Source organism: Pseudomonas sp. TH34 (genome assembly GCF_016650865.1).
In the GTDB taxonomy this organism is placed as follows: domain Bacteria; phylum Pseudomonadota; class Gammaproteobacteria; order Pseudomonadales; family Pseudomonadaceae; genus Aquipseudomonas; species Aquipseudomonas yamanorum.
Genome location: NZ_JAEKFB010000010.1, coordinates 245,164 through 269,367, shown reverse-complemented (window position 1 = coordinate 269,367; position 24,204 = coordinate 245,164). Strand labels below are relative to the sequence as shown.

Below are 24,204 nucleotides of genomic sequence, written 5' to 3'. Positions count from 1 at the left end.
TGCGTGTATGTTGAATACGTCGAAAGTCATGAATACGCTGCGCCCCAGCCTCTTTGGCGGGTTGATATCACTGGCTGGAACTGCAATGGGCGCCGGGGATATTGAGTTTAATACCGACGTTCTTGATCTGATTGATCGCTCCAATATTGACCTGTCTCAGTTTGCACGCAGTGGGTTTATCTTGCCTGGCACCTACTCGATGGTGGTCCAGCTCAATACCCAGCCTATATCTGAACAATCGGTGGCGTTCTTTCACCCCGATGATGATCCCAAAGGCAGTGCGCCCTGTTTATCGCGTGAGCTTGTCGAGCAACTGGGCCTCAAGGCGTCCGGCGCTGACCAGCTCAAGTGGTGGAAAGGCGGGCAGTGCCTGGATGTCACGGGCTTGCCCGGCATGCAAGTCAGTGCCGACCTGGGCACCTCCACCCTGGACATCAACCTTCCCCAGGCCTACCTGGAATACAGCGCCATCAACTGGGACCCGCCGTCACGTTGGGATGAGGGGGTGCCGGGGTTGCTGGTCGACTACAACATGACGGCGCAGTCCAGCTACCGGAAAAGTAACGGTACGCGCAATGACCTCAGCGGTAACGGCACACTCGGCGCCAATGCCGGGGCCTGGCGCCTGAGGGCGGATTGGCAAGGGCGTGTCGAGAAAGACCGCGAGGCCCAGGCCAGTCGGCAAAAACTGGAATGGAGCCGCTATTACGCGTATCGCGCCGTTCCTGCGCTGAAGGCACGCCTGGTGGTGGGCGAGGACTACCTGTATTCGGACCTGTTCGACAGCTTCCGCTTTACCGGTGCCGGGCTCAAGTCAGACGAAAGCCAGCTGCCGCCCAACCTGCGGGGCTACGCACCGGAAGTGGTCGGGGTGGCCAGGACCAATGCAAAGGTTGTCATCAGCCAGCAGGGGCGTGTGCTCTATGAAACGCTGGTGGCGGCAGGCCCTTTTCGTATCCAGGACCTTAATGACGCCGTGTCCGGCACCCTGGATGTGCGGGTCGAAGAGCAGGACGGTTCGGTGCAGAAGTTCCAGCTCGATACGGCAGGCGTTCCCTACCTGACGCGTCCCGGGCAGGTTCGTTACAAGCTGTCTGCCGGGCGACCGTCCAACCTGCAGTACGAATCCCGCGGTGATTTTTTTGGCACCGGCGAGTTCTCCTGGGGGATCAGCAATGGTTGGTCGCTGCTGGGCGGTGCGATAACGGATAACAACTACCGTGCGCTGTCGGTGGGCGCGGGCCGGGATTTGCTGGCGTTCGGCGCCGTTTCCCTGGACGTCACCCAGTCTCGCGCCAGCCTGTGGAACCAGACACTCTCGGGTAAATCCTACCGCCTTCAATATTCCAAGAACTTTGAAGAGTACGACAGCCAGGTCACCTTTGCCGGTTACCGGTTTTCCGAGAAGAACTACTTGAGCATGAGCCAATACCTGGATGCTCGGCACTACGGGTTGAACGGTGAGCTGGGCGGACGCGGCGTGTTCGATGAAAACGGTAACTTCATTGAACACTGGAAACCCATTGGCGGTAACAAGGCGCTTTATACGGTGACGGTGAACAAGCAGTTTCGCGATCTGAACACCACGGTGTATGCCAGCTATAACAAACAAACGTATTGGAATCGGCCGGACACCCAGCGCTGGAACCTGTCGGCGTCTCGTTACTTCAACGTGGGTTCTGTCAGGAACATGAGCCTGTCGCTGAATTTATATCGCACCCATGAATACCAATATAAGGATAACGGAGCAGCGCTGACGGTCAGCCTGCCGTTGGGGCCCACCGGCACCTTGTCGATGGATGCCAACAGGGCCGGCGGCAAAAACAGCTTTACCACGCGCTACGCCGATCGTCTGGATGAACGTAACAGCTACCAGCTCAGTGCCAGCGATACCTCGGCCAGCGGCTACCTGAGCCATATTGGTGACCAGGCCGACATCGACCTCAGCGCCACGACGCAACAAGGCAATAACCGCACCCTCAGCGCATCCGTGCGTGGCGGCGGCACGCTCACGCCTTACGGTGGGGCGCTGCATCGAACCACCAGTACCGGCGGAACCCGCCTGCTGGTCGATACCGCCGGTGTGCCCGATGTGCCCGTGCGGGGTTACGGCACGCCGACCCGCAGCAACGCGTTCGGCAAGGCGGTCATCTCCGACATCACCAGCTACCAGCGTACGGCGGCCAGTGTTGACCTGGAGAAATTGCCCAGCGATGTCGAGGCCACTCAATCCGTGACGCAATTGACCCTCACCGAAGGGGCCATTGGCTACCGATCCCTGGAAGTGATTTCCGGCCAGAAGGCCATGGCGATTCTTCGCCTGCCGGATGGCAGCGCACCGCCCTTCGGCGCCACGGTGAAAAACCGCAAGCAGCAGGACACCGGGGTGGTGAATGACGGCGGGGATGTCTACCTGAGCGGCATTCAGGCCGGCGAGCAGATGATCGTCAGTTGGGGCGGCACCGAGCGCTGCGTCCTGACGCTGCCTGTCGAGTTGCCAGCGGATGCGTTCACCGATGCCCTGCAATTGCGCTGCCAGACGGTAGCCGTCGATCAAGCCTCACCCGAGCCAGCCACCCTGACCGGCCAGCGAAACACTATGGAGAATCCATCCTCATGAAACACAACATACGTTTTACCTACGCACTGCTGCTGGTGGTCTTGAGCCAGAGCGCCAACGCCGCTGTCGGCCTGGACCGTACCCGCGTGATTTTCGATGGTGGCAAAGATGCAACCAGCGTCAACATCACCAACAACAACCCCCAGTTACCGTACCTGGCCCAGGGCTGGATCGAGGATGAAGAGGGCAAGAAAATCACCTCACCCTTGATCGTGCTGCCACCGGTCCAACGCCTGGAGCCCGGCAAGCAAAGCCAGGTGAAAGTCCAGGCGCTGCCGGCCGCCAAGTCGCTGCCCCAGGATCGGGAGACGGTCTACTACTTCAACCTGCGGGAAATTCCGCCGCGCAGCGACAAGCCCAACACCCTGCAAATCGCGCTGCAAACCCGGATCAAATTGTTTTACCGGCCGCAGGCAATTACCCCCACCCAGCAGGACCTGGCCAACCCGTGGCAGGAAAAACTGACCCTTACCCGGCAAGGCGATCACTACCGGGTGAATAACCCCACGCCTTACTACGTGACCCTGGTGGATGCGCGCAGCAGCAAGGACGGCAAGACCATACCGGGCTTCGAGCCGGTGATGGTCGCGCCCAAAGGCACGCAAGCCTTGGGGCCGACTGCCAAAGAGCTCGGTACCACCCCCTATTTGTCCTACGTGAATGATTACGGTGGCCGTCCGCTGCTGGCGTTCACCTGCAGTGGCGAGACGTGCAAGGTGAACACGCAACTGTCTGTGGCCAATCAGTAGTGCCTGCTGCCGGAGAACGTCATGAAGTTGCACACAGTGAAGGTCTTGGTCGGTCTGTTGCTGGCCCTGATGGGGCCGGCGCACGCCGCGGATGACGAGGATGTGGAGGGCATGGTCGGGATGCTCAACATTCTCGGGTCCATGCACGAAACCCCCTGCAGCCTGGAGATGGCATCCCTGCACCAGACGATTGACCTGGGCCCGGTATCGGCCAGCCAGTTGCAACGGCCGGGTGACCAGGCGACCTCCGTGGCCTTTCAACTGCTGTTCGAGGATTGTCGGCGCACTGCCGGCCGCATCGCCAGTGAGCGCACGGGAAACCTGACATGGAGCGCCTATCAACCGGTGCTGTCGGTCGCGTTCATTGCGCCGGCCGATGCCGATGATCCACGGCTGGTCAAGGTGCAAGGCATCACCGGGATGGGCCTGCGCCTGACCGATTCCCAGGGGCGCGATGTACAGCTGGGTTCAAGGGGCGAGCCGTTGTTCTTGCCCTTGGGCCGCAACACGCAGACCTGGAACGTCCAGCCCACGCGCACGCCGGCACCCCTGACCAGCGGTGCATTCCGGGCCGTGGTGGATTTCAGGCTCAATTATGAGTAAGGGCAGAACAATGACCAGGTTAACCGGCCCGCGGGCCATTTTTATCGGTGCGGGACTGCTGTGGGCGGTCAGCCAGGGCGTGCAGGCCGATACCAACCTGACGATCCGCGCGGTGATCATCGCGCCGCCGCCATGCGTGATTAACAGCGGTGGCACGCTGAATGTGCCGTTCGGCAATGACCTGCTGACGTCGCGGATTGATGGCGTGAATTATCGACGGGACGTGCCGTATACCGTCACCTGCAGTCCCCCCGTTTACAGCAACGCGATGACCCTGGAACTCAAGGGCGCGGCGGCCGGGTTTGATAACAAAGTGCTCTCGACCCCCAAGACCGACCTGGGTATCAAGCTATTCGCCAATGGGGTGGACTGGCCGCTGAACACGCCGCTCAGGTTTACCCATCCGACCTTTCCAGCCGTGCAGGCAGTGCCGGTGAAGCGCGCGGGCAGCACGTTGACCGGAGGGGCCTTTGCGACCGCCGCCACCCTGGTGATCGAGTACCAATGACGAGCCCTAATAAAGAGGAACGATCAATGACAAGTTGGCCGCAGCGAGCGTTGCTCGCCTTGTGTTCCATCGGCTTTTGCAGTGGTGCGTCGGCCAACCTGACGTTCAACGGAACGCTGAACGAGCCGCCGCCCTGCACGATTGATTCGGGCAGCACGATTGAAGTCGATTTCGGGGATGTCGGCACCAAGCGTATCGATGGCGTGAAATACCGCAAGGCCGTCGGCTACACCATCCGCTGCGGCGCCTCCACGCTGCCGTGGTTGTTGAAGCTGAGCGTCAAGGGCACAGAGACGACTTTTGATAACGCCGCCCTGCAGACCACTGCGCCTGACCTGGGGATTCGGCTGTATCAGAACAACGCGCCGTTTCGCCTCAACACGCCGCGGGACATCAGCCTGGCGGCACCGCCGACATTGGAAGTGGTGCCGGTCAAACGGCCGGGTTCGGTCCTGAAGGCCCAAGGGTTCACGGCGGTGGCCACGCTGTTGGCTGAATACCAGTAGGAGTCGAGTGTATGCGACACGCAATGATTCATAAGGGGCTGGCCCTGCTGCTGACCTTCGGCCTGGCGGCCACGGCGCAGGCGGTGGACAACCTGAGGTTCAAGGGCAACCTGGTGGAACAGGCCTGCTCCATCCGCCCGGGCGATGAAGCCATCACCCTGGAAATGTGGGACCTGACCAGTAAGCACCTCTACATCAACACACGCTCAGTGGGCAAACGTTTCACCCTGCACCTGGATGACTGCAATACCACCATCAGCGACTCGGTGACCATCCTGTTCAACGGTGCGGAAAACCGTGCGCTGCCCGGGTTGTTCGCCCTGGATGGTGGCAGTGGTGCCTCTGGTATCGGGCTGGGTTTGGAGACGCTGAGCGACAAACCGGTGCCGGTGAACAAGGTCGGCGACGAGCAGAAATTGAGCCCCGGCAACAACGTCATTCTGCTCAAGGCCTATGTGCAGGGTGAGCCGGATGCCCTGCGGGACAAGACCATCGGGCACGGCAGCTACCGTGTGACTTCGACGTTTACGCTGGATTATCCGTAACGGTAAACCGTTATGCATGGGATGAAAGAGAACAACATGAAACGACTATTTGGAGCCGTTGTGCTGCTTGCCCTGGCTGGCATTACGACGACCGTGAAAGCAGCTGATTGCCGAGTCAATGGCGGCAATTGGCAACGGGTGAACATTGGCGGGACGTTGAACCTGCAGGTCCCGGTGAATGTGCGACTGGAGGTGAATGAGCCGCGTATCCTCCTGTCCGGGGTGAGGATCGAATGTCGCTTCGAACCCGACAGTTATACCCCGGATGGACGGCAGGATTACTGGGCCACCGGGACGAGGATCGGCCCGGCCTGGTCGCCTGGTCCGAAGTTCGTCAACCAGACGACCGGTTTGCGCATAAATGGCACGTACCGCGACACGCCTATCCCGGCGGGTATCCGGATTGCGACCATGCCTAACAATACGACTCCGATCCCGATCGATGTCATTCCTTATATCTTGATCCGCAACAACCCGACCAACCCTATCGACATTCGAATAGGTGACACCCTCGGCGTGTTACGTCTCGACCAGACCAACAATTACGATAGCGGCTCCACGAGCCTGCAGCTCACGTACATCGCCAACAACGACTTCATCATTTCCCCATCGTCGTGCACGATCAACAATAACCAGCCGATCAATATCGACTTCGGCAATGTCCATCAGAGGGCGATAGGCACGGACCCCCTGTCCACCACCGTTCGTAAAGATCACACGCTCACCTACCGGTGCCCGGACCCGGGGATTACCACGCCGATCACCATTACCTACAAAGGCACGCCGTCCTCGTTCAACGCCAATGCGCTGGTGATGAGCAATCCGAACGTGGGCACGGCCCTTGTCCGTGGAGGGGCGGCGGTTAGAGTCAATGGCTCGTTCCTGACCCGTATCACCAACAGTTCCGGGAGCGACGTTGTAACGTTCGCCCTGGTCAAGCGAACCGGGTCCTTGCCTGTCGAGGGGCCGTTAAACGGCAGCGGCGTACTGGTAATGGGTGTGCCATGACACACCCATAGGGTCAGACCTGGCGCGTGACGCGGTTACGTTGTTTGCTGTGGCGCTCCAGGGCCTGGTGGGTCAACTCGCGCATCCATTGTTTTTCGCGGTAGCCCAGTTCGTTGAGCAGCAGGTTATAGCTATCGTCCGTCATGGGTTGCCCGGTCAGCACTTGCGGATGTGGCACACCCAGGGCGTCGGCGAGGCCCTTCAGCGTGAGCCTCAATGCTTCCTTCTGCTCGTCGGGCAAACCATTGGCCTGGGCCAGCCTGGCCTGGGCTTCCTGCAGTTCATCCAGGCGCGCGCATTGCTCGTCGAAATGCCGGGCATTGGCCTCAAGGGTGTTCGGGTGGTGGTCGTGCAGGCACTGTTCCCAATAGGGCTCCAGCAGCATCTGGTTGACCAGGCCGTCACCTTCGCCCAGTTCCAGCACGGTGCTGTAGGCCTGTTCGATTTGCGCCGCTTTCACGTCACCGGTGTCGCGGTACAGCATATGTTCTGACAGCCAGGGCAGGTCGAGGCGCTTGGCCAGGGCGGTCTGGTAGCTCAGGTAGACCTCCACGTCGTCCACCTTGCCCATCACGCCTTCCCGTCGTTGCGAACGCAGCCATTGGCCGAGGCCGCCTTCGGCTTCCGGTTTGAGCCGATTGGCAATGTCCTCGCTGGCGACGCGGTTCAATTGCTTGAGCCGTGCATTGCCCTTGGCCAGCGTCACCAGTTTGGCCTCGCGCTCGCTGGCCGAGGCGGAGTAACGCTGGGCTTCGCTGACCAACACCTCGATGCCCAGGTCATTGAAAATCTGTGCACTGCCGTCGGCGCACAGGCCGGGAAAACTGGCCATCCTGAACAGCTTTTCACGTAGCGCCGTGTCGTTGTGGGCCGCCTCCAGCAAACGCCAGACGCGCTCGCGCAACGTTTCAAGATTGTCCCAATAGGCATCCATGTCCTGGGGGCGCTGGAAGAAGTCGGATGCTTCAAGGGCCTTGATCACCTCGAACAAACCCTGGGAGCCGTGCTCGCGTTCCACCGCTTGCCACAGTGCCTGGCGCCTGCCCAGTAACGGCTGCTTGACCCGCTCCAGCCACGGGCCGCTCTCTCCACGGGGTTCATAGTGGCGGTTGGGGTCCAGGCCGGCGGCTTCGCGGTACTGCTCGTACAGCAGGCGCTGGTCGTTGAGCAGGGCGTTGCGGTCCAGGCGGGTGTGGGCGACGGTCCGGGCCTCGGCGCTGTTGGCCATGAGCGCTGGCACATGATCAATCCGGGTTTGGCTCAGGTCCAGCAGGAAACCCTCCTCCCGTGGATGGGCAAACAGTCCGGTGGGCCATTGGGTGATGGGGGTGCGGCTCAGGAACAGGCGGCGCAGGTGCGGCATTTTCGAGATGTTCGGGGGCTGCGTCAGCGGGTTTCGGTACAGGTTCAGGTTGCGCAGGTGCTTGAGGTTTTTAAGGCGCGCAACGTCGCCGTTGAGCAGCGTGATCTGGTTTTCTCCCAGGTGGAGGTCACGCAGGTAGCGCATGTTGGCGATGGGCTCGGGCAGCCGCGTCAGTTCATTCGCACTGACGTCCAGCTCCCGCAGGGACGGGAACGCCTGCAGAAAGGGCCACTGGCTGTCGTTGAACATGCAGTTGGCGAGCTTCAGTTGGGTGACGTGCTCGAAACCATTGCCCAGCAGCGGCAGGCTGCCGGGCAGGTCCAGGGCGCTGAGGTCCAGGCTCGCGCCGCTCTGCACCTGGCCCCAATCGTCGCGGTGCTCGGCGAGGCGGTCTTCCCAGCAGCGATAGAGTTTGTGCGCAATGATATTTTTACGCAGTTTTTCCTCCCGGGCCATGCGGCTGTTTTTGGGATGAGGGCCGGGCAGGCGCTTCCATTGCTCCAGCTCCCGGTGCAGGTTGTGCCGCTGCAGGACCAGGCGATTGAGGACCTGATTGTTCAGCCCTGGGCCGATCTCATTGAGGAACCGCTGCAGGCGCGCCTCCTCCAGGGTCGGGAACAGACTGGCCAGCACCTCCCGGGCGCGGGCCTGGCTCAGATGCTCCTGGGCGCGGCGCAACCCGCCGAGGGCCGCGCCGCCGAGCAGAGTGGTGGTCTGCACGTCTGCCGTACTGCGCAGCGGTGGCTCGGCCAGCACTCGGCGCCGTTCGGCCAGGGGTTCGAGAATTGCCATCAGCCAATGCTTGAGCCCGGCGCCCTGGCCGGGCCGGTAGCCCAACTCGCTTTGCTGGGATTCGGACAATGCACGCAACAGGCATTCATAAAGGGTATCCGGGCCGTGCAGGCGTTGGCCCTGTTCATCGAACAGTTCGTAGCCCACGTGGTTCTGGCGCACCAGCACCCGGCGCCGGCTGGCATCGGCTGCCCCGGCTTCACAGCGCAACGCACCGTTGACCTGGCGATCACGGATTTGCAGGTGCAGGTCGCCAAAGCCATCGCTGTGGCGCTTGAGGGTGTTGAGCACCAGGCGCTCGGTGCCTTCGGTGATCGGCCAGAGCGAGAAGAACCCGGCATAGGCCTGGGCACTGTGCTGGGCGAAGCTCAGTTCGCTGGCCTGGTTGAGCAAACGCAGTGGTACGTGTTGGTCCAGGGTTTGCCGTTCGGCCGGGGTGGCGCTGGCCAGCAGGGTTTCGGCCAGGGGCCGGTCCAGCGGGCTGACCTGCTCGCGCAACCGACGCACATGGGGATCGGCGCTGAGCTGGCGGGCGTTGTGGATGTAGTCGGCGATGTCACCTGTCTGGCGCGCCACCGAGTCCGCCAGTTGATCGCGCAAGGTTTGCACGCGCAGGTCTTGCGGTACGTCGCCGCCCAGCAGTTGTTTGATCGACGGCTCATCGAGAAACCCCAGCACCCGCGCCGGCAACTCGCCGGACATCACCTCGGCCAGGCTCAGTTGCAGCGTGTCGGCCGGCGATGCATCCGGGTTGGCGTACTTGTGGGAGTCGCCGGTCTTGTCCGAGCGCACGAACACTTCCAATGCCTTGGTTTGGGGCCAGCCCGGCAGCTCGGTGATGGTCTGCTCGAACCAGGCGGACGTTGCATCCAGCGGCAGCGGTGCGCCGGTACGCAGGGTGTGCACGGTCTGCGTGGCCGCGTGCCGGGCTTCGTAGCGATTGAGGGTGGCTTCCAGCAGCGGCGGGGTCGGCCGGTTTTGCACGTAAAGGTTGCGCAATACACCGTCGTCGGCACCGCTGATGCGTTGCATCTGCTGCAGCTGCTGGTCGCTGAATGATGCGGCTCGTGGCCCCAGGCGGCGCATCAGTGTGGTGCTGTCCCAGGTGCGCGGTTGCTCGGCTTCATGCACGAAGGCGCCACTGCCGTTGAACCGCACCTGGGGTTGATAGGCGTTGGCGCGCTGCGGATGGGCGATACGCGTGTCGCCGGTTTCAGCGTCTGCCTGCACTTCGAAGTGAGCGCCTTGCAGCGCGAGGATCTGCTTGCCCTGATGGGTGTGCAGGCCGTCGACACTGGACGGCTGGTCGAGGTTTTTCACAGCATAGGGCGCAATATCCGGGTGCCACAGGCGCGCGCTGCCGTCGGGCCGCACCACCGGGCGCAAGCCTTCGACGAAGGGGCTGAGCTTGAGCCGTGCGACATGGCCCAACTGGCTGGCGGCGCCGAAAAGGGCAAACTGGATCACGCTGTCGGCCACCGCGACCACTTGCTCTGCCGCCTCGGCTCCACGCCCCTGGGCCCAATCGACAATCCCCTCGAACACCTCGTCGGTGATCTGGTACAGGCTGTAGGCGAGCATCGCTTCGCCCAGCAGCGGCACGAAAGGCGTCAGCACCAGCAGCGCTGCGTTGAACATATCCCCGAGGATTTTTTCCAGGTTGTCCCACCAGGCCCAGCGCGCGTGGCGGTCAGCGGTGGCGGTGGGCACGGCGATGTCCAGGGCATCGTTGACGATCTTGTTCAACTTGAGGCGGTACTGGTAATTCCACAGGTCATTTTCGGCGGCGAGCGTTGAGCGATTGACGTGATCGTCACCGATGGCCTGCACGCTGAATTGCAGATTCGGCTGGGTGATCGGCGTGTCGCGCCAGCTGGGGCGCGGGTCGGTGTGTGGGGTTTGATGCCAACGCACACGGCTCAAGCGCGTATTGAGCCCGGCAAAGAATTCACCGCGCCGGGCATGGTCGATGAACTGGCTGAAGAAGGTCTGGTAGCGCTGCTTGTCCCGCAGTTTTTCCGTGAGATGACTGAGGAAGGCCGCGGGCGAAGGGTATTGCTTCAAGGGGTGTTCGGGGTCTGCGGGGATATACACCAGCACCTTGCCTACCGGCCGGGTGGGCTGCGGCACAAACAGCAGCAGGATGCCGGTCAATGCCGTGCTCATCAGGCTCAGGGTATGGCATTCAAGGGGCAGGCCCTCCAGCAGTGCGACGCGGCCGGCGATCAGGCCGAGCACGGCGCCATGGGCATCGGCGTCGATGTCCCGGTTGATCAGGGCCAGGTGCGCGGCCGTACCCAGGGCCGTCTTCTGGGTGGCAATCATCTGCAGGCGCACAGCCCGGGTCACCGCCGCGTCATAGAACCCCAGGGCTTGGCGCAGGCTTTTCTGATAGCGGGCGCCCAAGTCCAGGGCGCGGCAGATTTGCTTGAACTGTTCAGCGGTCAATACCGCGCCGGTGGTGGTGTGGCGCAACGTCAGTACATCGCGCTGCCCGCGTGGGTCTTCGGCGGACATGAAGGCGTAATCGACGAAGGTGTCCGAGGCGGCAAAGTTGGCCAGCGCGGCGTCCAGCAGCGACAGGGTTTTGCTTTGCTCCCCGCGCTTGAAGTCATGCACCCACCAGGCAACCGTGGTGCTGGCATACAGCCGCAGGTGGGTGGTTTTGACGTCGATATCGCCATAGGCTTTCAAGGCATTTTTCAGCAACGGTTCGGCGAAGGCGTACACGTTGGTTAGTGCCTGGAATCGTTGGTCCATCGCCGTCTGTTGCTGCCAGTGTTCGGCAATGGCGGGCTTGAGCGCCTGGTGCTGTCTGGCGCTGGCATGGGGATAGTGGCGGATGCCTTGGTGAGCGACGTCGTTGAGTGCGCGCAGGCGATGTGGCGAGGTGGTTTTCAGCCAGTGCGGCAGGGCGTTTTCGATAAACGCGTGGTGCAGGGACTGGTCGGGTATGTCGGCCATGGGGGCAACCTGTAGAGCTCAAAAAGAAGGCTTGAGTCTATGCACCGGCACGGCTGCGGATAAGTTTGAATAGTGGGTGGAAACTGCGGCGGATCCCTCAGTAATTCGCAAGTGAAAAGCGCAGGGATAGGCCCTTCAGCGCGCGCTGCATAAGCTGTTGTCGCCCGGTTGCAAATAGGGTGTAAGAATCGGCGCCATGCCCTTGAGTACTTGTACCGGCAACGCCGAAGTGAACTTGAAACCCTGGGCCGAAGCACCGGGGACGAAGGCGGTCAGCGTGCCGAAATGATGCTCGCCGATGTAGAACACGAAGGTCGCCGTGCGGTTGATCGCCTTGGAGCTGAGAATCCGCCCACCGGCGCCGATGGCTTCGATCCGGTTGTCCCCGGTACCGGTCTTGCCGCCCATGGCCAGCGGCGTACCGTCCGCCAGTTTGAAACTGCCGGACACGCGCCGTGCGGTGCCCGCGTCCACCACCTGGGACAGCGCGCCCTTGAGCGCCGCGGCCACCTCGGAAGGCAGCACGCGCTTGCCGCGATTGGGGTCATTGACCAGCCGGGTTTCGTACGGGGTGTCGGCGGCAAAGCGCAGGCTGTCGATACGCAGAGTGGGCTGGCGCACCCCGTCGTTGAGGATGATCCCCACCAGCTCTGCCAGCGCTGCCGGGCGGTCGCCGGAGCTGCCGATGGCCGTGGCGAGCGACGGCACCAGGTGGTCGAAGGGGTAGCCGACTTTTTGCCAGCGCTGGTGAATATCGAGGAACGCCTCGATCTCCAGCATGGTGCGGATGCGGCTGTCGCGGGCACTCTTGTGGCGGCTCTTGAACAGCCAGCTGTAAACCTCCTGGCGTTCATGTTCACTGGCGGCGGTGGCCTGGGTAAAGGTGGCGTCGGGGTGTTGCAACAGGTAGCCCATCAACCACAGGTCCAGGGGGTGAACCTTGGCGATATAGCCTTGGTCGGGCAGGTCATAGGCGCCGGGGCCATAGTTCTGGTAGAGCTTGTCGAGGCGCTCGTCGGTGAGTTTCTCAGGGCTTTTCACGCTGCTCAAATGGGAGCGGACAAAGCTGTTGAAGCTCGCCTGGCTGGCATTGGGCAGCAGGTAGCGGTGCACGGCGGCCAGGCGAATGGCGGTGGGATGCATGCCATCGAGAAAGGTATCGAGGCGCGCCTGGGTATCTTTGTTGCGGTACTTTTTCCAGAACTTGAGCAGGAACGTAGTGCCCTCGCGATCAGCAAACTGGGCCAGGTATTCCTGGCGGCGCGGGTCGTTGTCGTCCTTGAGCAACTCGGCGCTGTTGTTCGGGCCCTGGTAGGTGGTGTAGCGCACCAGGTCACGCATCAGGCGAATGAACGGAAGGTTGATGGACTCGCGCAGGGCTTCGATCAATGTGGGGGTGCGGCCGTTGTCCTGGCTGCGGAAGTTGTGGAAGTGGTGCATGCCGCCGCCGGTGAAAAAGCCTTCGCTGGTGTTGGCCGAGTATTGGCGATTGAGGGCGGCGTCGAGCATGGCCGGCAGGTTGCGATCGCTGTTCTGGATCAGGTAATCGAGGGCCCAGCGGGTGATGCGGTCCTGGTCGTCCACCGGAATCTTGCGCAACTGGGCAGCGGGCATCGCGCCGTATTTGTCGTGCAACTCGCTGACGATTTGCAGGTAGGTGGTCATCACCCGCAGCTTGGCGGTGGAGCCCAGTTCCAGCTTGCTGCCTTCGTTGATGTCGAACGGTTGGTCGGTGCTGTCGGTCTGCACCCGCACCCGCGCGCCGTCGGGGGTCATCTCGTAGAGGTTGAAACTGTAGCGCACCTGGGCGGTGCTGGCGGGCGTCAGCAACGTCGGGCCGAGCAGGCCGATCTGCGCGGCGAAGGTAGGGTCGGCGAGGTGCTTGAGGTAGGCGCTGGCCTGGGCTTGCAGGTCCGACTGCAAGGTGCTGGTGGCAGACAGGTCGAGGCGGTCGAGGTCATACAGCGGCTGGTTGAGCAGGGCGGCCAGGCGAGTGCGGGCGACGGTAATACCCTTGTTGGTTTCGATCGGCTGGATCGTCGGTTGCTGTTGCCAGTCACGGTAGGTGACTTTGCTGGCGAGGGCGGCGTTGGCCAGGGCCGGGTCGATCACGTTGTTCTGTGCGAGCAGGCGGATGTGGCTGTCGGTGAGGTCCGCCAGCTCCTTGTGACCCTTGGACAAATAGTGAGACGGGCGGCGCTGGGCGATCATCAGTGACAGCACCTCGCGCAACGCCAAGCCTTTTTGCGACAGTTGTTTGGGGTCGCGGCTGTTGAGCAGGGCGTTGGTCTGGTTGAAGTCAGCGCCGTACCACACGCGCAAACCTTCGGCCATGCCGTGCACTTCGCCGTGGCCGGGCACCGCCGACAGGGGCACGCTGTTGAGGTAGTCGCGCACGATGCCCTGGCGGGCGGGGAGGGTTTGCGGGCCGTCCTGGTACGCGCGCACGCTGGCGGAAATCATCTGGCGAATTTTTTCGCCGCCGGACAGGGTCAGGCCGTCGGGCGAGTGGCGGTATTTTTCCAGTTGCGTCGCCAGGGTACTGCCGCCTGCTGTCTGGCCGGGCAGGTGCAAGAGCTTGGCCACCTGGGACCAGGCGGCCTTGGCGAAACGCGGCCAATCCACGGCCGGGTTGAGTTGAGGGTTTTTCGGGTCGAGCAGGTCGCGGTCTTCGATAAACAGCAGGCTGCTGACCACCACCGGCGGGATCGCCGCAAAGCTTGGGTACAACTGCTGTGGATACGTGAACTGATACAGGGGGGCGGCCCGGCAATCGGTGATAGTCAGGCCGGCCTGCATCTTTTCCGGGTAGGGCACGAACAGGCCGCGCTGGGCGTAGGCCATCAGGTCGGGGGAGAAGCGCGCTTGAGCCTGGATCAGGTAGTCACGCTTGATCAAGCGCGGCAGGAACTCGCCAAGGGCGCTGTAGCCCAAGCGCTTATCAAAGGGCCCGGCACCTGGGTAAACCCGCGCATCGCTTGGGCCCGAATGCATTTGGTAGGTGAGGGTTGAGGCGATGTCGGTGAAGGTTTTGGCCTGCAACCTTGAAGTGCGCATTTCCCGCAGAGCGGCAAAAGCCAGGGCGATCAACGCAATCAACAGTACCAGCCAGAACAGCCGCCACCACAACCGTCGGCGGGGGGGAGGGCTTTGTGGCAATGGCTGTTCATCCGGGCTATCGGTGGAGACCGCAGCCTTGGTCGAAGCGTTTTGCCATAAAGCGCCCATAGTCGATTGATCCATTTACGCAGATTGATCGGACTTGGTTGAAGCTTAGACGGTGGTGGGCGAGTGGGAGGAATTTGTGAGGGGGATGTTGTTTGTGGTGAAGGGGCTTTCTGTGGTGAGGGAGCTTGCTGTGGTGAGGGAGCTTGCTCCCGCTGGAGTGCGAAACACTCCCAAAGAACCGGCCCCGGTCTAACTGAAAAAACGCATGCTCAGATTTTGGGTCTGCTGCGCAGCCCAGCGGGAGCAAGCTCCCTCGCCACAATGGCGCTTGGTCGTCAGGAAGTGCCGTTCTAGAGCCTCCCCCACCGGTAAATCCGCCAAAGGTCGGGGCATGACGCTGCACCATTACCGTGCAATACTCGCGGCCGTTTGTTGGCGAAGGTTCCTACGCTGGCCAGGTAATGCTCCTCCGCAAAAGGCGTGTTTACCGAGAGTTCCCGCTGAATCTTGCCGTTTATAGAGTGAAAACCCCTGGGTTTAGCTTTTTATACTGCACCCCCGCTGATCTGGCTTGGACAGACCGTTTTACCCAAAAGGTGAACCGGAAACGGTACGCCATGGCACACCCGCCATGACGCTCCGGACTCGGTGGCTCATATCCAATAACAAGACGAGGTTGTATCCCTATGCCCGCTGGCAATCACCTGCCCCAAGGCGAGACCGCTCAGGGCGGTCCGCTGAAACGCGAACTTGGCGAACGGCATATTCGCCTGATGGCCCTCGGCGCCTGTATTGGTGTCGGCCTGTTCCTCGGTTCGGCCAAGGCCATTGAAATGGCCGGCCCGGCAATCATGCTGTCTTACATCATCGGCGGTCTGGCGATCCTGGTGATCATGCGCGCCCTCGGTGAGATGGCCGTGCACAACCCGGTGGCCGGCTCCTTCAGCCGCTACGCCCAGGATTACCTCGGCCCGCTGGCGGGCTTTCTCACGGGCTGGAACTACTGGTTCCTGTGGCTGGTGACCTGTGTCGCGGAAATCACCGCCGTCGCCGTCTACATGGGCGTGTGGTTCCCCGATGTGCCACGCTGGATCTGGGCCCTCGGCGCGCTGGTCAGCATGGGCACCATCAACCTGATCGCAGTCAAGGCGTTCGGTGAGTTCGAGTTCTGGTTCGCGCTGATCAAGATCGTCACCATCATTGCCATGGTGATCGGCGGCGTTGGCATCATCGCATTCGGCTTCGGCAACGATGGCGTGGCCCTGGGGATTTCCAACCTGTGGACCCACGGAGGCTTTATGCCCAACGGCGTACAGGGCGTGTTGATGTCCCTGCAAATGGTGATGTTCGCCTACCTGGGCGTGGAGATGATCGGCCTCACCGCCGGTGAAGCGAAGAACCCGCAGAAGACCATACCGAGTGCCATCGGCTCGGTGTTCTGGCGCATCCTGCTGTTCTACGTCGGTGCGTTGTTCGTGATCCTGTCGATCTACCCGTGGAACGAAATCGGCACCCAGGGCAGCCCGTTCGTGATGACCTTTGAGCGCCTCGGTATCAAGACTGCCGCCGGCATCATCAACTTCGTGGTGATCACTGCGGCGCTGTCGTCGTGCAACGGCGGTATCTTCAGCACCGGGCGCATGCTCTACAGCCTGGCGCAGAATGGCCAGGCCCCGGCCACGTTCGGTACTACGTCAAGCAACGGCGTGCCGCGCAAGGCGCTGCTGCTGTCGATCTTCGTCTTGTTGCTGGGCGTGTTGCTCAACTACATGGTCCCGGAAAAAGTCTTCGTGTGGGTCACCTCCATCGCCACCTTTGGTGCGATCTGGACCTGGCTGATGATCCTCCTGGCCCAGCTCAAGTTCCGCAAGAGCCTGACCCAGGCCGAACGTGACGGCCTCAAATACCGTATGTGGCTGTACCCGGTCAGCTCCTATCTGGCGCTTGCGTTCCTGGTGTTGGTGGTGGGGTTGATGGCGTACTTCCCGGATACCCGCGTGGCGCTGTATGTTGGCCCGGCGTTCCTGGTGGTGCTGACGGTGTTGTTCTACGTGTTCAAGTTGCAGCCCACCCAAGCTGCGGCGCGCGCCGCAAGCTGATTGTTCCGCGCTCAACAAAAAGCCCCTTTCGGGGCTTTTTGTTTTTCAGGCGGTGGCGATGCGTGCCGGTTGGGTGAGCCGCTTGTTCAAATCCAGCCAGGCCCCCAGCAACGCCATCAGCCCTGCGCCTACCAGTGCGGTGAAGATTTGCATGGCGAAGGCATCGCCGGTGATCGCATTGATCATGTCCGCCAGGGGCGCCAGCAACACCCCCAGGCAGAACACTTCCAGGGAGTAACGCCCCATGCGGCAGGTTTGTTGTGCCAGCCAGTTTTGCGTCCAGGCGCGGCCGGGCAACAGTTTGGCGGTGACATAGGCCAGGGCCAGGAAGTGCAGCAGACGCACCGGCGACAGGTCGGTCTTGCTGATGGGGTACAGCAGGTCGCTGAGTGCCGATGGCATCAGCGCATCGTGGATTTCAGGCCAGCGCCACGAGAGCGTGAGAACCCCCGCGACCAGCGCGTACACCGCCGCAGCCACGAACAGCGGCTGACGCAAGAGCCCACGGGTTTCTGCGGGGCGTGGCTGCTGCGCATGAATCGCCGTCGCACCGCCCAGCACAAACAGCAACTGCCAGGTCACCGGATTGAAGTACCACACGCCGTCGGCAATCGCCGACAGGTTCCAGCCCAGGTGTGGTGCCAGCAGGTACACCGCCAGCGAAACAGCCACCACCGCCCAGGTCTTGCGCAACAGCAACGGCAGCACCAGCGGCAAGCAACCCAGCAGCACGATGTACAGCGGCAGCGGGTCCATCAGGTTGGGCTTGAAGCGCAATAGCAACTCATCCACCAACGCTTGCTGGGGATGGGTGACGAAGTGCGTCAGGCCCATCTCCTCAACGAGGTCACGGGTTTCCACATGGCTGTTGGCGAAGAACACGATGCCCATCAGCATCGCCAGCAAGAAGATATGCACCACGTACAGCACCCAGGTGCGTCGCCAAATCTTTACGCAGGTGATCAAGTAACCGTCGCGCTGCAGGATCTTGCCGTAGGCCAGCACCGCCGCATAACCGGCCAAAAACACGAAGACTTCCGCCGCGTCGCTGAAACCGACGTTGCGCAGGGTGATCTGGCCCAGAGGGTTGTGGGGCACGTGATCCCAGAAAATGAAAATCAACGCCAGGCCCCGAAAAAAATCGATGCGCGGGTCGCGTCCGTTCAGCATGGCAGCGGGCTCTTGAACAAAGGGTTTAGTAGTGACAAGCGGACGACGGCTTTTGTCGAGCCGTACGTCGGGCGGGGCGCAGGTTGGCGGTATTTGTAAGCAATTGCAAAGCTGAGTTTTTTGCTGAATGTCTCATCGCTTCGTTTAAACGTCGATGATCACCAGCGTGCCGTGGCTACCGGCAAGTACCGCATGGGCGATGCCGGCTTCCACCAGGTACATCTGACCGGCGACGACGTCGATGGCCTGCTCGCCGATGGACAGGCGCAAAAGGCCGTCGATCACCAACAGCCCTTCGTTGTAGTCGTGGGTTTCTTCTTCATAGGCCTGTGCGTCCATGCGCAGCACCTTGATCCGCGCCGGGCCGACGTGGCCCAGGCGGGTGGATTTCCAGGTGTCCGGAAGTTGTGCGGCGATGGCGGTGAAGTCCAGTAACGGCATGGTGAAGCTCCTTGTTTCAACGATGCCGTTCGGTGGTCCGGTTCAGGCGCAAAAGGGATGGCTTAGAACGCGTCCATCAGCAAAACCCGGCAGGGTTTGGCTTCGTATTGGTTGATCTGCGGCACCAGGCGGGTGAAGTGCTCCGTCTGGCAGTGCGCATCCAGCGCGGCCTGGTCGGGCCATTGCTCGACAAAGATAAAGTGCCCGGGGTCTTTCTGGTCGACGAACAGATCGTAGGCGATGCACAGCGGTTCCTGGCGGGTTTTCTCTACCAGTTCGGCGTACCACGGGCGCACGGTGTCGAGGTGTTCGGGTTTGATGAAGTCTTCGGCAATCACTTTCAGCATCGTATCGCTCCGTTAAAAAGATCAGGCTGCGGCGATTTCATTCGGCTCAAAACTATCGGCCCGCGCCATCTGCCACATGCGCGAGTAAAACTCGCCGTTCACTTCGCCGGTGAGCAATTCACCTGGCTTGAGGAACACATGCAACTGTGAGAACAACTTGATCTCGGTGGCCGACATACGTCGCACCAAATGCTTGGCCGATAGCTGCGATGGGTGATCGAGACCGGCGGCGGCGAGCATTTCGGCCAGGGCCTTCAGGGTGTTGCGGTGGAAGTTGAACACGCGTTGGGCCTTGTCCGGCACCACCAGTGCCCGTTGGCGCAGTGGGTCTTGAGTGGCCACGCCGGTGGGGCATTTGTTGGTGTGGCAGCTTTGCGACTGGATGCAACCAATGGCGAACATGAAACCCCGCGCCGAGTTGGCCCAGTCGGCGCCGATGGCCAGGACGCTGGCGATGTCGAACGCGCTGACGATCTTGCCGCTGGCGCCGAGCTTGATTTTGTCCCGCAGGTTCAAGCCCACCAGGGTGTTGTGCACGAACAACAAGCCTTCACGCAGCGGCACGCCAATGTGGTCGGTGAACTCCACCGGCGCGGCGCCGGTGCCGCCTTCCTTGCCGTCCACCACGATGAAGTCCGGGAGGATGCCGGTTTCCAGCATGGCCTTGGCGATGCCCATGAATTCCCACGGGTGGCCCAGGCAGAACTTGAAGCCCACCGGTTTACCGCCCGACAGTTCACGCAACTGGGCGATGAAATGCATCATTTCGATGGGGGTGGAAAACGCACTGTGGCGCGACGGCGAGATGCAGTCTTCACCCATCATGATGCCGCGGGTCTCGGCGATTTCCTTGGTCACCTTGTGCTTGGGCAGGATCCCGCCGTGGCCCGGTTTGGCGCCTTGGCTCATCTTGATTTCGATCATCCGCACTTGCGGGTTCTGCGCCTGCACGGCGAAACGTTCCGGGTCGAAAAGGCCGGCGCTGGTGCGGCAACCGAAGTAGCCGCTGCCCAGTTCCCAGGTCAGGTCGCCGCCGTTTTCCCGGTGATAGGGGCTGATACTGCCTTCACCGGTGTCGTGGGCGAAGTTGCCGAGCTTGGCACCCTGGTTGAGGGCGCGAATCGCGTTGGCGCTCAACGAGCCGAAACTCATGGCCGAGATGTTGAACACCGAGGCCGAGTACGGCTGCTTGCACTGCGGGCCACCGACCATCACGCGAAACGCGCTGGGGTCGCTCAACGGCGCGGGGCGCATGGAGTGGCCGATAAATTCAAAGCCGGACTGATACACGTCGATCAGCGTACCGAAGGGTTTGTCGGCGCTTTCGTTCTTGGCGCGGGAATAGACCAGCGAGCGCTGGGCCCGGGAAAAGGGCAGGGCGTCGCTGTCGGATTCCAGCAGGTATTGGCGGATTTCCGGACGGATGCCTTCCACCAGGTAACGGATATTGCCCAGGATCGGGTAGTTGCGGCGCACCGCGTGGGGGCTTTGCAGCAGGTCGAAAATGCCGATCAGGCTGAGGATGCCGGTGACCGTCGCGATCGGCCACACCCATTCGTGTTCGATAAACGGCATGCTGGCGAGGGTGAAAATGACGCAGGCGGCAAAGAACGCGTAACGGCTTAGTAACGACAGGCTCATACGGTTTTCCTTAGGTTCCACTCATCAGTAATACGATTTTCAGGCGTTTTGCGCCTGCAGAAAAATCGAGAACAGCTCCGACTGGGATTTGATCCCCAGCTTGCTGTACATGTGTTTCTTATGGACTTTCACGGTTTCAACAGAGATTTCCAGCTTACGAGCGATTTCCTTGCTGGAGCAACCACTGAGCATCAAACGGCCCACATCCAGCTCCCGCGCGGTGAGTTGCGCGCCCCAGCCATCGTTGTGGATCGGCGGCTCCGGGGCGCTCACCTGGTTGAGTTCATGGGGCAGGCGTTGGCGCAGCAAACCCAGCACCCAGGGCTGAATCAGCGACAGCAGGGCAATCTGCTGCGGGTCAAAGCGCTGTTTGGAGCCCAGGGACAGGCATAAGGTTCGCCCGTCCGGTTGCTGGCAGTTGAACTGGATTTCATCGGCCACCACGTTCAGCCGGAAGTAGCGCTGGTAGTACTCGGTCAGCTCGAAATGCTCCGGGGCCACTTCGGCCAGGCGAAACAGCCCGGTACGCGAGTGTTCGCGGCTGGCGATGTAGAAGGGGTCGAGCAGGTACAAGCCGTTGAGGTAATCCTGGAACAGATGGTCCGGCTCACCGTCCTGGCCTGGGCATTCGGCGAACACCAGGGGCTTGTGCTCGCTGCCGAACAGCAACACCACCCAACTGTCGAACGGCACATATTGGTCCAGCAACCGGACCAGCTGCGTCCAGAAATTCGGCTGGTCCAGGGCGTCTATCATCTGCCCCACCGAACGGTGCCAGGCGATGTCTTCCAGCGACAATGTCATGCATCTACCCCCATAGGGTTAACCCGGCTGCGTGATTTCCCGAGTGTTCGCGGCTGCGCATACTGCGCCACAGATAAAGAACAAGGAATAACCATGAAGGTCGAATTTGCCCAGCTGGCAGGCCGCGATAACGGCACAGCTTACAACCTTGAGCGCGCTTTGGCGGCGATTGCTGCGTGTGCGGCGGATACCCAATTGGTCGTATTCCCGGAAACCCACCTGATGGGCTTCCCGACCGCCGGCACTGTGGCCGAGGTGGCCGAGCCGGTGGAGGGCCCGACCGTCCAGGCGATTATCCAGGCGGCGCGCACGCGCAATATTGCCGTTGTCATCGGCATGGCCGAGAACGACGCAGGCCAGTTCTACAACACCACCTTGATGATCACCCCGGACGGCATCGCCCTGCGCTATCGCAAGACCCACCTGTGGGCCTCGGACCGCGGCGTGTTCACTCCCGGCGACCGCTACGCCACCTGCGAGTGGAACGGCGTGCGCGTGGGCCTGCTGATTTGCTACGACATCGAATTCCCGGAAACCGCCCGCGCCCTGGCGCAGTTGGGGGCTGAAGTGTTGATCGTCACCAACGGCAACATGGACCCGTACGGCCCCACCCACCGCACCGCGATCATGGCCCGCGCCCAGGAAAACCAGGCGTTTGCACTGATGGTCAACCGGGTGGAAGAGGGCGACGACGGCCTGATGTTTGCCGGTGGCAGTGCGCTGGTGGACCCGTTTGGCAGCTTGCTGTTCGAAGCCGGGCGCGAGGAAGGGCAATTCAGGGTTGAACTGGACCTGGGGCAACTGGCGGCGGCACGACAGGATTATCGCTACCTGGATGACCAGCGCTTGAAATTGCCGGGGGAGGTGATTGAGCGCAAGGACGGAACGCGGGAGTTGCTGATCCCCAAACCCTGACCCCGATTCCCTACCACAGGAGATCCAATGTGGGAGCTGTCGAGCCCCAGCGAGGCTGCGATAGCGGTGGGTCAAACGCTATCAATAGTGACTGTGCTGACGTCATCGCAGCCTCGCTGAAGCTCGACAGCTCCCACAGGGAACTCGCTTCATTACAACCAGAAATACTGTTCCCACCCATAAAAATAGCTTTCGCTGCACCGACTTCAGTTCTGCCATAACTCTAATAATTGCGCGGAGAATCGCTCATGGCTCGTTTGCAACGCACCCTGTCGCTAGGGTCGGTGGTGCTGTTTGGCATCGCCTATATGACACCGATCATTGTCTTGGGTACCTTCGGCATCCTGGCGCAATCCACCGCCGGGATGGTCCCGGCCGCTTACCTGGCCGCGCTGGTGGCGATGTTCTTCACCGCCATGAGCTACGGCCGCATGGCCTCGGCGTTCCCGGTGGCCGGTTCCGCCTACAGCTATGTGCGCAAGGCCATCAGCCCCAAGCTCGGGTTTATCGCCGGTTGGGCGGTGTTGCTCGACTACCTGTTCCTGCCCATGGCCATCTGGCTGATCGGCGCGGCCTACCTGCATTCGGCCTTTCCGGCAGTGCCCCAATGGGTTTGGGTACTGGCGTTTATCGGTGTCACCAGCGTGATCAACATCATCGGCCTGAAACTCGCCAACGGCATCAACGCCTTGCTGATGCTGGTGCAGTTCCTGGTGCTGATCGCCTTCGTCGCGCTGTGCATCCACTACATCGGCGGTGATGCGAGCAAGCCGCTGTGGACCATCACCCCGTTCTTCAATGGCCAGATGCAAATGCCGTTGATCATGAGCGGCGCAGCGATCGCCTGCTATTCGTTCCTGGGCTTTGACGCGGTCAGCACCCTGACCGAAGAAACCCGCGACCCTCGCCGCACCATTCCCCGGGCGATCATGCTGATCACCCTGATCGGCGGGCTGATCTTTGTTGGGGTGTCGTACTTCGTGCAGATCGCTCACCCATCGTTCGAATTTACCGACGTGGACTCCGCAGCCTACGAGATTGCCCGCAACATTGGCGGCGACCTGTTCGTGTCGATCTTCCTGATCGGCCTGATCGTCGGCCAGTTCGCTTCAGGTTTGTCGGCCCAGGCCAGTGGTTCGCGGTTGCTGTTTGCGATGGGTCGCGACGGTGTTCTGCCCAAGTCGTTCTTCGGCACCTTGCATGCGCGCTTCGGCACGCCGGTCAACAGCATCCTGCTGTGCGCGGTGGTTGCGTTACTGGCGTTGAGACTGGACGTGACCACCTCGACCTCGTTCATCAACTTCGGCGCGTTCCTGGCTTTCAGCCTGGTGAACCTGTCGGTGATCTTTCACTACTGGATCGGCGCGAAGCAGCGCGGGTTGCGGGAGCTGGTGTTGTTCCTGGTGTTCCCGACCATCGGCCTGGTGGCGGATTTGTGGTTGATGGTCAGCCTCGATCACCTGGCGATCTACCTGGGCCTGAGCTGGTTGGCGATTGGCCTGGTGTACCTGGGTTTCCTGACGCGGGGCTTCTCGCAACAGCCGCCGGAAATGGACTTTCAGGAAGCCGCATAGAAGCTCGGGGTCTATTCTTATTGCAATCGGTTCTCGTTTGGGCGCATCATTTGCGTTACTGTATAACACTTGATGTTCACCCAGACGCCCCGGAGGCCTTATGAAACCTGGTATCCACCCCGACTACCGCACCGTGTTGTTCCATGACACCGCCGCCGACGTTTTCTTCCTGATCGGCTCCACCGTGGAAACCGACCGTACGCAGAAACACAGCGACGGCAACACCTACCCTTACGTGCTCCTCGACGTGTCCAGCGCCTCGCACCCGGTATACACCGGCCAGCAGCGCAAGACCCAATCCGAAGGCCGCATCGCCGGCTTCAACAAACGGTTTGCGTCGTTTGGTTCGAGCCCGAAGAACGCCGAAGCCTGAGCCTGTCCCCTGTA

18 protein-coding genes are annotated in these 24,204 nt (G+C 61.5%); 11 read left to right on the top strand and 7 right to left on the bottom strand.

Going from position 1 to position 24,204, the window contains the following annotated elements; genetic code table 11:
- Positions 1-7 precede the first annotated feature (7 nt).
- From JFU58_RS06075 to JFU58_RS06045, 7 genes are read left to right on the top strand one after another with little or no spacing between them, the layout of a single operon-like run.
- Positions 8-2,620, top strand: coding sequence for an outer membrane usher protein (locus JFU58_RS06075; protein ID WP_148666945.1), 2,613 nt, complete (start codon positions 8-10; stop codon positions 2,618-2,620).
- Entirely contained in the window at positions 2,617-3,369 is a 753-nt protein-coding gene (locus JFU58_RS06070; protein WP_063027354.1) for a fimbria/pilus periplasmic chaperone, read from the top strand. The genes JFU58_RS06075 and JFU58_RS06070 overlap by 4 nt, the downstream gene beginning before the upstream one ends.
- A gap of 21 nt (positions 3,370-3,390) precedes the next feature.
- Positions 3,391-3,972 (top strand): fimbrial protein, encoded by a 582-nt coding sequence (locus tag JFU58_RS06065; RefSeq protein ID WP_093205451.1) that lies wholly within the window; start codon positions 3,391-3,393, stop codon positions 3,970-3,972.
- Between the two features lie 10 nt (positions 3,973-3,982).
- Entirely contained in the window at positions 3,983-4,480 is a 498-nt protein-coding gene (locus JFU58_RS06060; RefSeq protein ID WP_063027358.1) for a fimbrial protein, read from the top strand.
- 26 nt (positions 4,481-4,506) lie between these two features.
- Positions 4,507-4,986, top strand: coding sequence for a fimbrial protein (locus JFU58_RS06055; RefSeq protein WP_201140069.1), 480 nt, complete (start codon positions 4,507-4,509; stop codon positions 4,984-4,986).
- An 11-nt stretch (positions 4,987-4,997) separates the two neighbouring features.
- Positions 4,998-5,531, top strand: a complete 534-nt coding sequence (locus JFU58_RS06050; protein WP_093205455.1) for a fimbrial protein — start codon at positions 4,998-5,000, stop codon at positions 5,529-5,531.
- 36 nt (positions 5,532-5,567) lie between these two features.
- Positions 5,568-6,539 (top strand): fimbrial protein, encoded by a 972-nt coding sequence (locus tag JFU58_RS06045; protein WP_201140068.1) that lies wholly within the window; start codon positions 5,568-5,570, stop codon positions 6,537-6,539.
- A gap of 13 nt (positions 6,540-6,552) precedes the next feature.
- Here JFU58_RS06045 and JFU58_RS06040 read toward each other — a convergent pair whose 3' ends face one another.
- Both JFU58_RS06040 and JFU58_RS06035 read right to left on the bottom strand, forming a co-directional pair.
- Positions 6,553-11,658, bottom strand: a complete 5,106-nt coding sequence (locus JFU58_RS06040) for an NEL-type E3 ubiquitin ligase domain-containing protein (RefSeq protein WP_201140067.1) — start codon at positions 11,656-11,658, stop codon at positions 6,553-6,555.
- A 135-nt stretch (positions 11,659-11,793) separates the two neighbouring features.
- Complete coding sequence (locus JFU58_RS06035; protein WP_201140066.1) at positions 11,794-14,886, bottom strand: transglycosylase domain-containing protein; 3,093 nt, start codon at positions 14,884-14,886, stop codon at positions 11,794-11,796.
- A 626-nt stretch (positions 14,887-15,512) separates the two neighbouring features.
- Here JFU58_RS06035 and JFU58_RS06030 point away from each other — a divergent pair.
- Positions 15,513-16,925: an amino acid permease gene (locus JFU58_RS06030; protein WP_063027368.1), complete on the top strand. Its 1,413-nt coding sequence runs from the start codon at positions 15,513-15,515 to the stop codon at positions 16,923-16,925.
- Positions 16,926-16,970: 45 nt separating this feature from the next.
- On the opposite strand, the gene JFU58_RS06025 is transcribed toward JFU58_RS06030, so the two are convergent.
- The 5 genes from JFU58_RS06025 to JFU58_RS06005 form a co-directional block, all read right to left on the bottom strand.
- Positions 16,971-18,095, bottom strand: a complete 1,125-nt coding sequence (locus JFU58_RS06025; RefSeq protein WP_201140064.1) for an OpgC family protein — start codon at positions 18,093-18,095, stop codon at positions 16,971-16,973.
- 144 nt (positions 18,096-18,239) lie between these two features.
- Positions 18,240-18,536, bottom strand: a complete 297-nt coding sequence (locus tag JFU58_RS06020) for a cupin domain-containing protein (protein ID WP_093205466.1) — start codon at positions 18,534-18,536, stop codon at positions 18,240-18,242.
- 62 nt (positions 18,537-18,598) lie between these two features.
- Positions 18,599-18,883 carry a putative quinol monooxygenase gene (locus JFU58_RS06015; RefSeq protein WP_063027374.1) on the bottom strand — a complete coding sequence of 95 codons (285 nt, stop codon included), beginning with the start codon at positions 18,881-18,883 and terminating at the stop codon, positions 18,599-18,601.
- 21 nt (positions 18,884-18,904) lie between these two features.
- Positions 18,905-20,524, bottom strand: coding sequence for an FMN-binding glutamate synthase family protein (locus tag JFU58_RS06010; protein WP_063027376.1), 1,620 nt, complete (start codon positions 20,522-20,524; stop codon positions 18,905-18,907).
- Positions 20,525-20,563: 39 nt separating this feature from the next.
- Entirely contained in the window at positions 20,564-21,328 is a 765-nt protein-coding gene (locus JFU58_RS06005) for a helix-turn-helix transcriptional regulator (RefSeq protein ID WP_063027378.1), read from the bottom strand.
- A gap of 93 nt (positions 21,329-21,421) precedes the next feature.
- Between JFU58_RS06005 and JFU58_RS06000 the strand changes: the two genes are divergently transcribed.
- The 3 genes from JFU58_RS06000 (at position 21,422) to JFU58_RS05990 (ending at position 24,190) form a co-directional block, all read left to right on the top strand.
- The gene (locus tag JFU58_RS06000) at positions 21,422-22,243 is read left to right on the top strand and encodes a carbon-nitrogen hydrolase family protein (protein WP_063027380.1); all 822 of its coding nucleotides are present in this window, start codon (positions 21,422-21,424) and stop codon (positions 22,241-22,243) included.
- Positions 22,244-22,491: 248 nt separating this feature from the next.
- Positions 22,492-23,817 (top strand): APC family permease, encoded by a 1,326-nt coding sequence (locus JFU58_RS05995; RefSeq protein ID WP_201140063.1) that lies wholly within the window; start codon positions 22,492-22,494, stop codon positions 23,815-23,817.
- Between the two features lie 100 nt (positions 23,818-23,917).
- Entirely contained in the window at positions 23,918-24,190 is a 273-nt protein-coding gene (locus JFU58_RS05990; protein ID WP_017480090.1) for a type B 50S ribosomal protein L31, read from the top strand.
- The last annotated feature ends 14 nt before the right edge of the window (positions 24,191-24,204 follow it).

Coding starts and splice junctions, on each gene's coding strand:
- JFU58_RS06060 (WP_063027358.1), top strand. CDS start 3,983: ATGACCAGGTTAACCGGCCCGCGGGCCATTTTTATCGGTGCGGGACTG.
- JFU58_RS06050 (WP_093205455.1), top strand. CDS start 4,998: ATGCGACACGCAATGATTCATAAGGGGCTGGCCCTGCTGCTGACCTTC.
- JFU58_RS06030 (WP_063027368.1), top strand. CDS start 15,513: ATGCCCGCTGGCAATCACCTGCCCCAAGGCGAGACCGCTCAGGGCGGT.
- JFU58_RS06000 (WP_063027380.1), top strand. CDS start 21,422: ATGAAGGTCGAATTTGCCCAGCTGGCAGGCCGCGATAACGGCACAGCT.
- JFU58_RS06005 (WP_063027378.1), bottom strand. CDS start 21,328: ATGACATTGTCGCTGGAAGACATCGCCTGGCACCGTTCGGTGGGGCAG.
- JFU58_RS06020 (WP_093205466.1), bottom strand. CDS start 18,536: ATGCCGTTACTGGACTTCACCGCCATCGCCGCACAACTTCCGGACACC.
- JFU58_RS06045 (WP_201140068.1), top strand. CDS start 5,568: ATGAAACGACTATTTGGAGCCGTTGTGCTGCTTGCCCTGGCTGGCATT.
- JFU58_RS06035 (WP_201140066.1), bottom strand. CDS start 14,886: ATGGGCGCTTTATGGCAAAACGCTTCGACCAAGGCTGCGGTCTCCACC.
- JFU58_RS06070 (WP_063027354.1), top strand. CDS start 2,617: ATGAAACACAACATACGTTTTACCTACGCACTGCTGCTGGTGGTCTTG.
- JFU58_RS06065 (WP_093205451.1), top strand. CDS start 3,391: ATGAAGTTGCACACAGTGAAGGTCTTGGTCGGTCTGTTGCTGGCCCTG.
- JFU58_RS05990 (WP_017480090.1), top strand. CDS start 23,918: ATGAAACCTGGTATCCACCCCGACTACCGCACCGTGTTGTTCCATGAC.
- JFU58_RS06025 (WP_201140064.1), bottom strand. CDS start 18,095: ATGCTGAACGGACGCGACCCGCGCATCGATTTTTTTCGGGGCCTGGCG.
- JFU58_RS06040 (WP_201140067.1), bottom strand. CDS start 11,658: ATGGCCGACATACCCGACCAGTCCCTGCACCACGCGTTTATCGAAAAC.
- JFU58_RS05995 (WP_201140063.1), top strand. CDS start 22,492: ATGGCTCGTTTGCAACGCACCCTGTCGCTAGGGTCGGTGGTGCTGTTT.
- JFU58_RS06055 (WP_201140069.1), top strand. CDS start 4,507: ATGACAAGTTGGCCGCAGCGAGCGTTGCTCGCCTTGTGTTCCATCGGC.
- JFU58_RS06010 (WP_063027376.1), bottom strand. CDS start 20,524: ATGAGCCTGTCGTTACTAAGCCGTTACGCGTTCTTTGCCGCCTGCGTC.
- JFU58_RS06075 (WP_148666945.1), top strand. CDS start 8: ATGTTGAATACGTCGAAAGTCATGAATACGCTGCGCCCCAGCCTCTTT.
- JFU58_RS06015 (WP_063027374.1), bottom strand. CDS start 18,883: ATGCTGAAAGTGATTGCCGAAGACTTCATCAAACCCGAACACCTCGAC.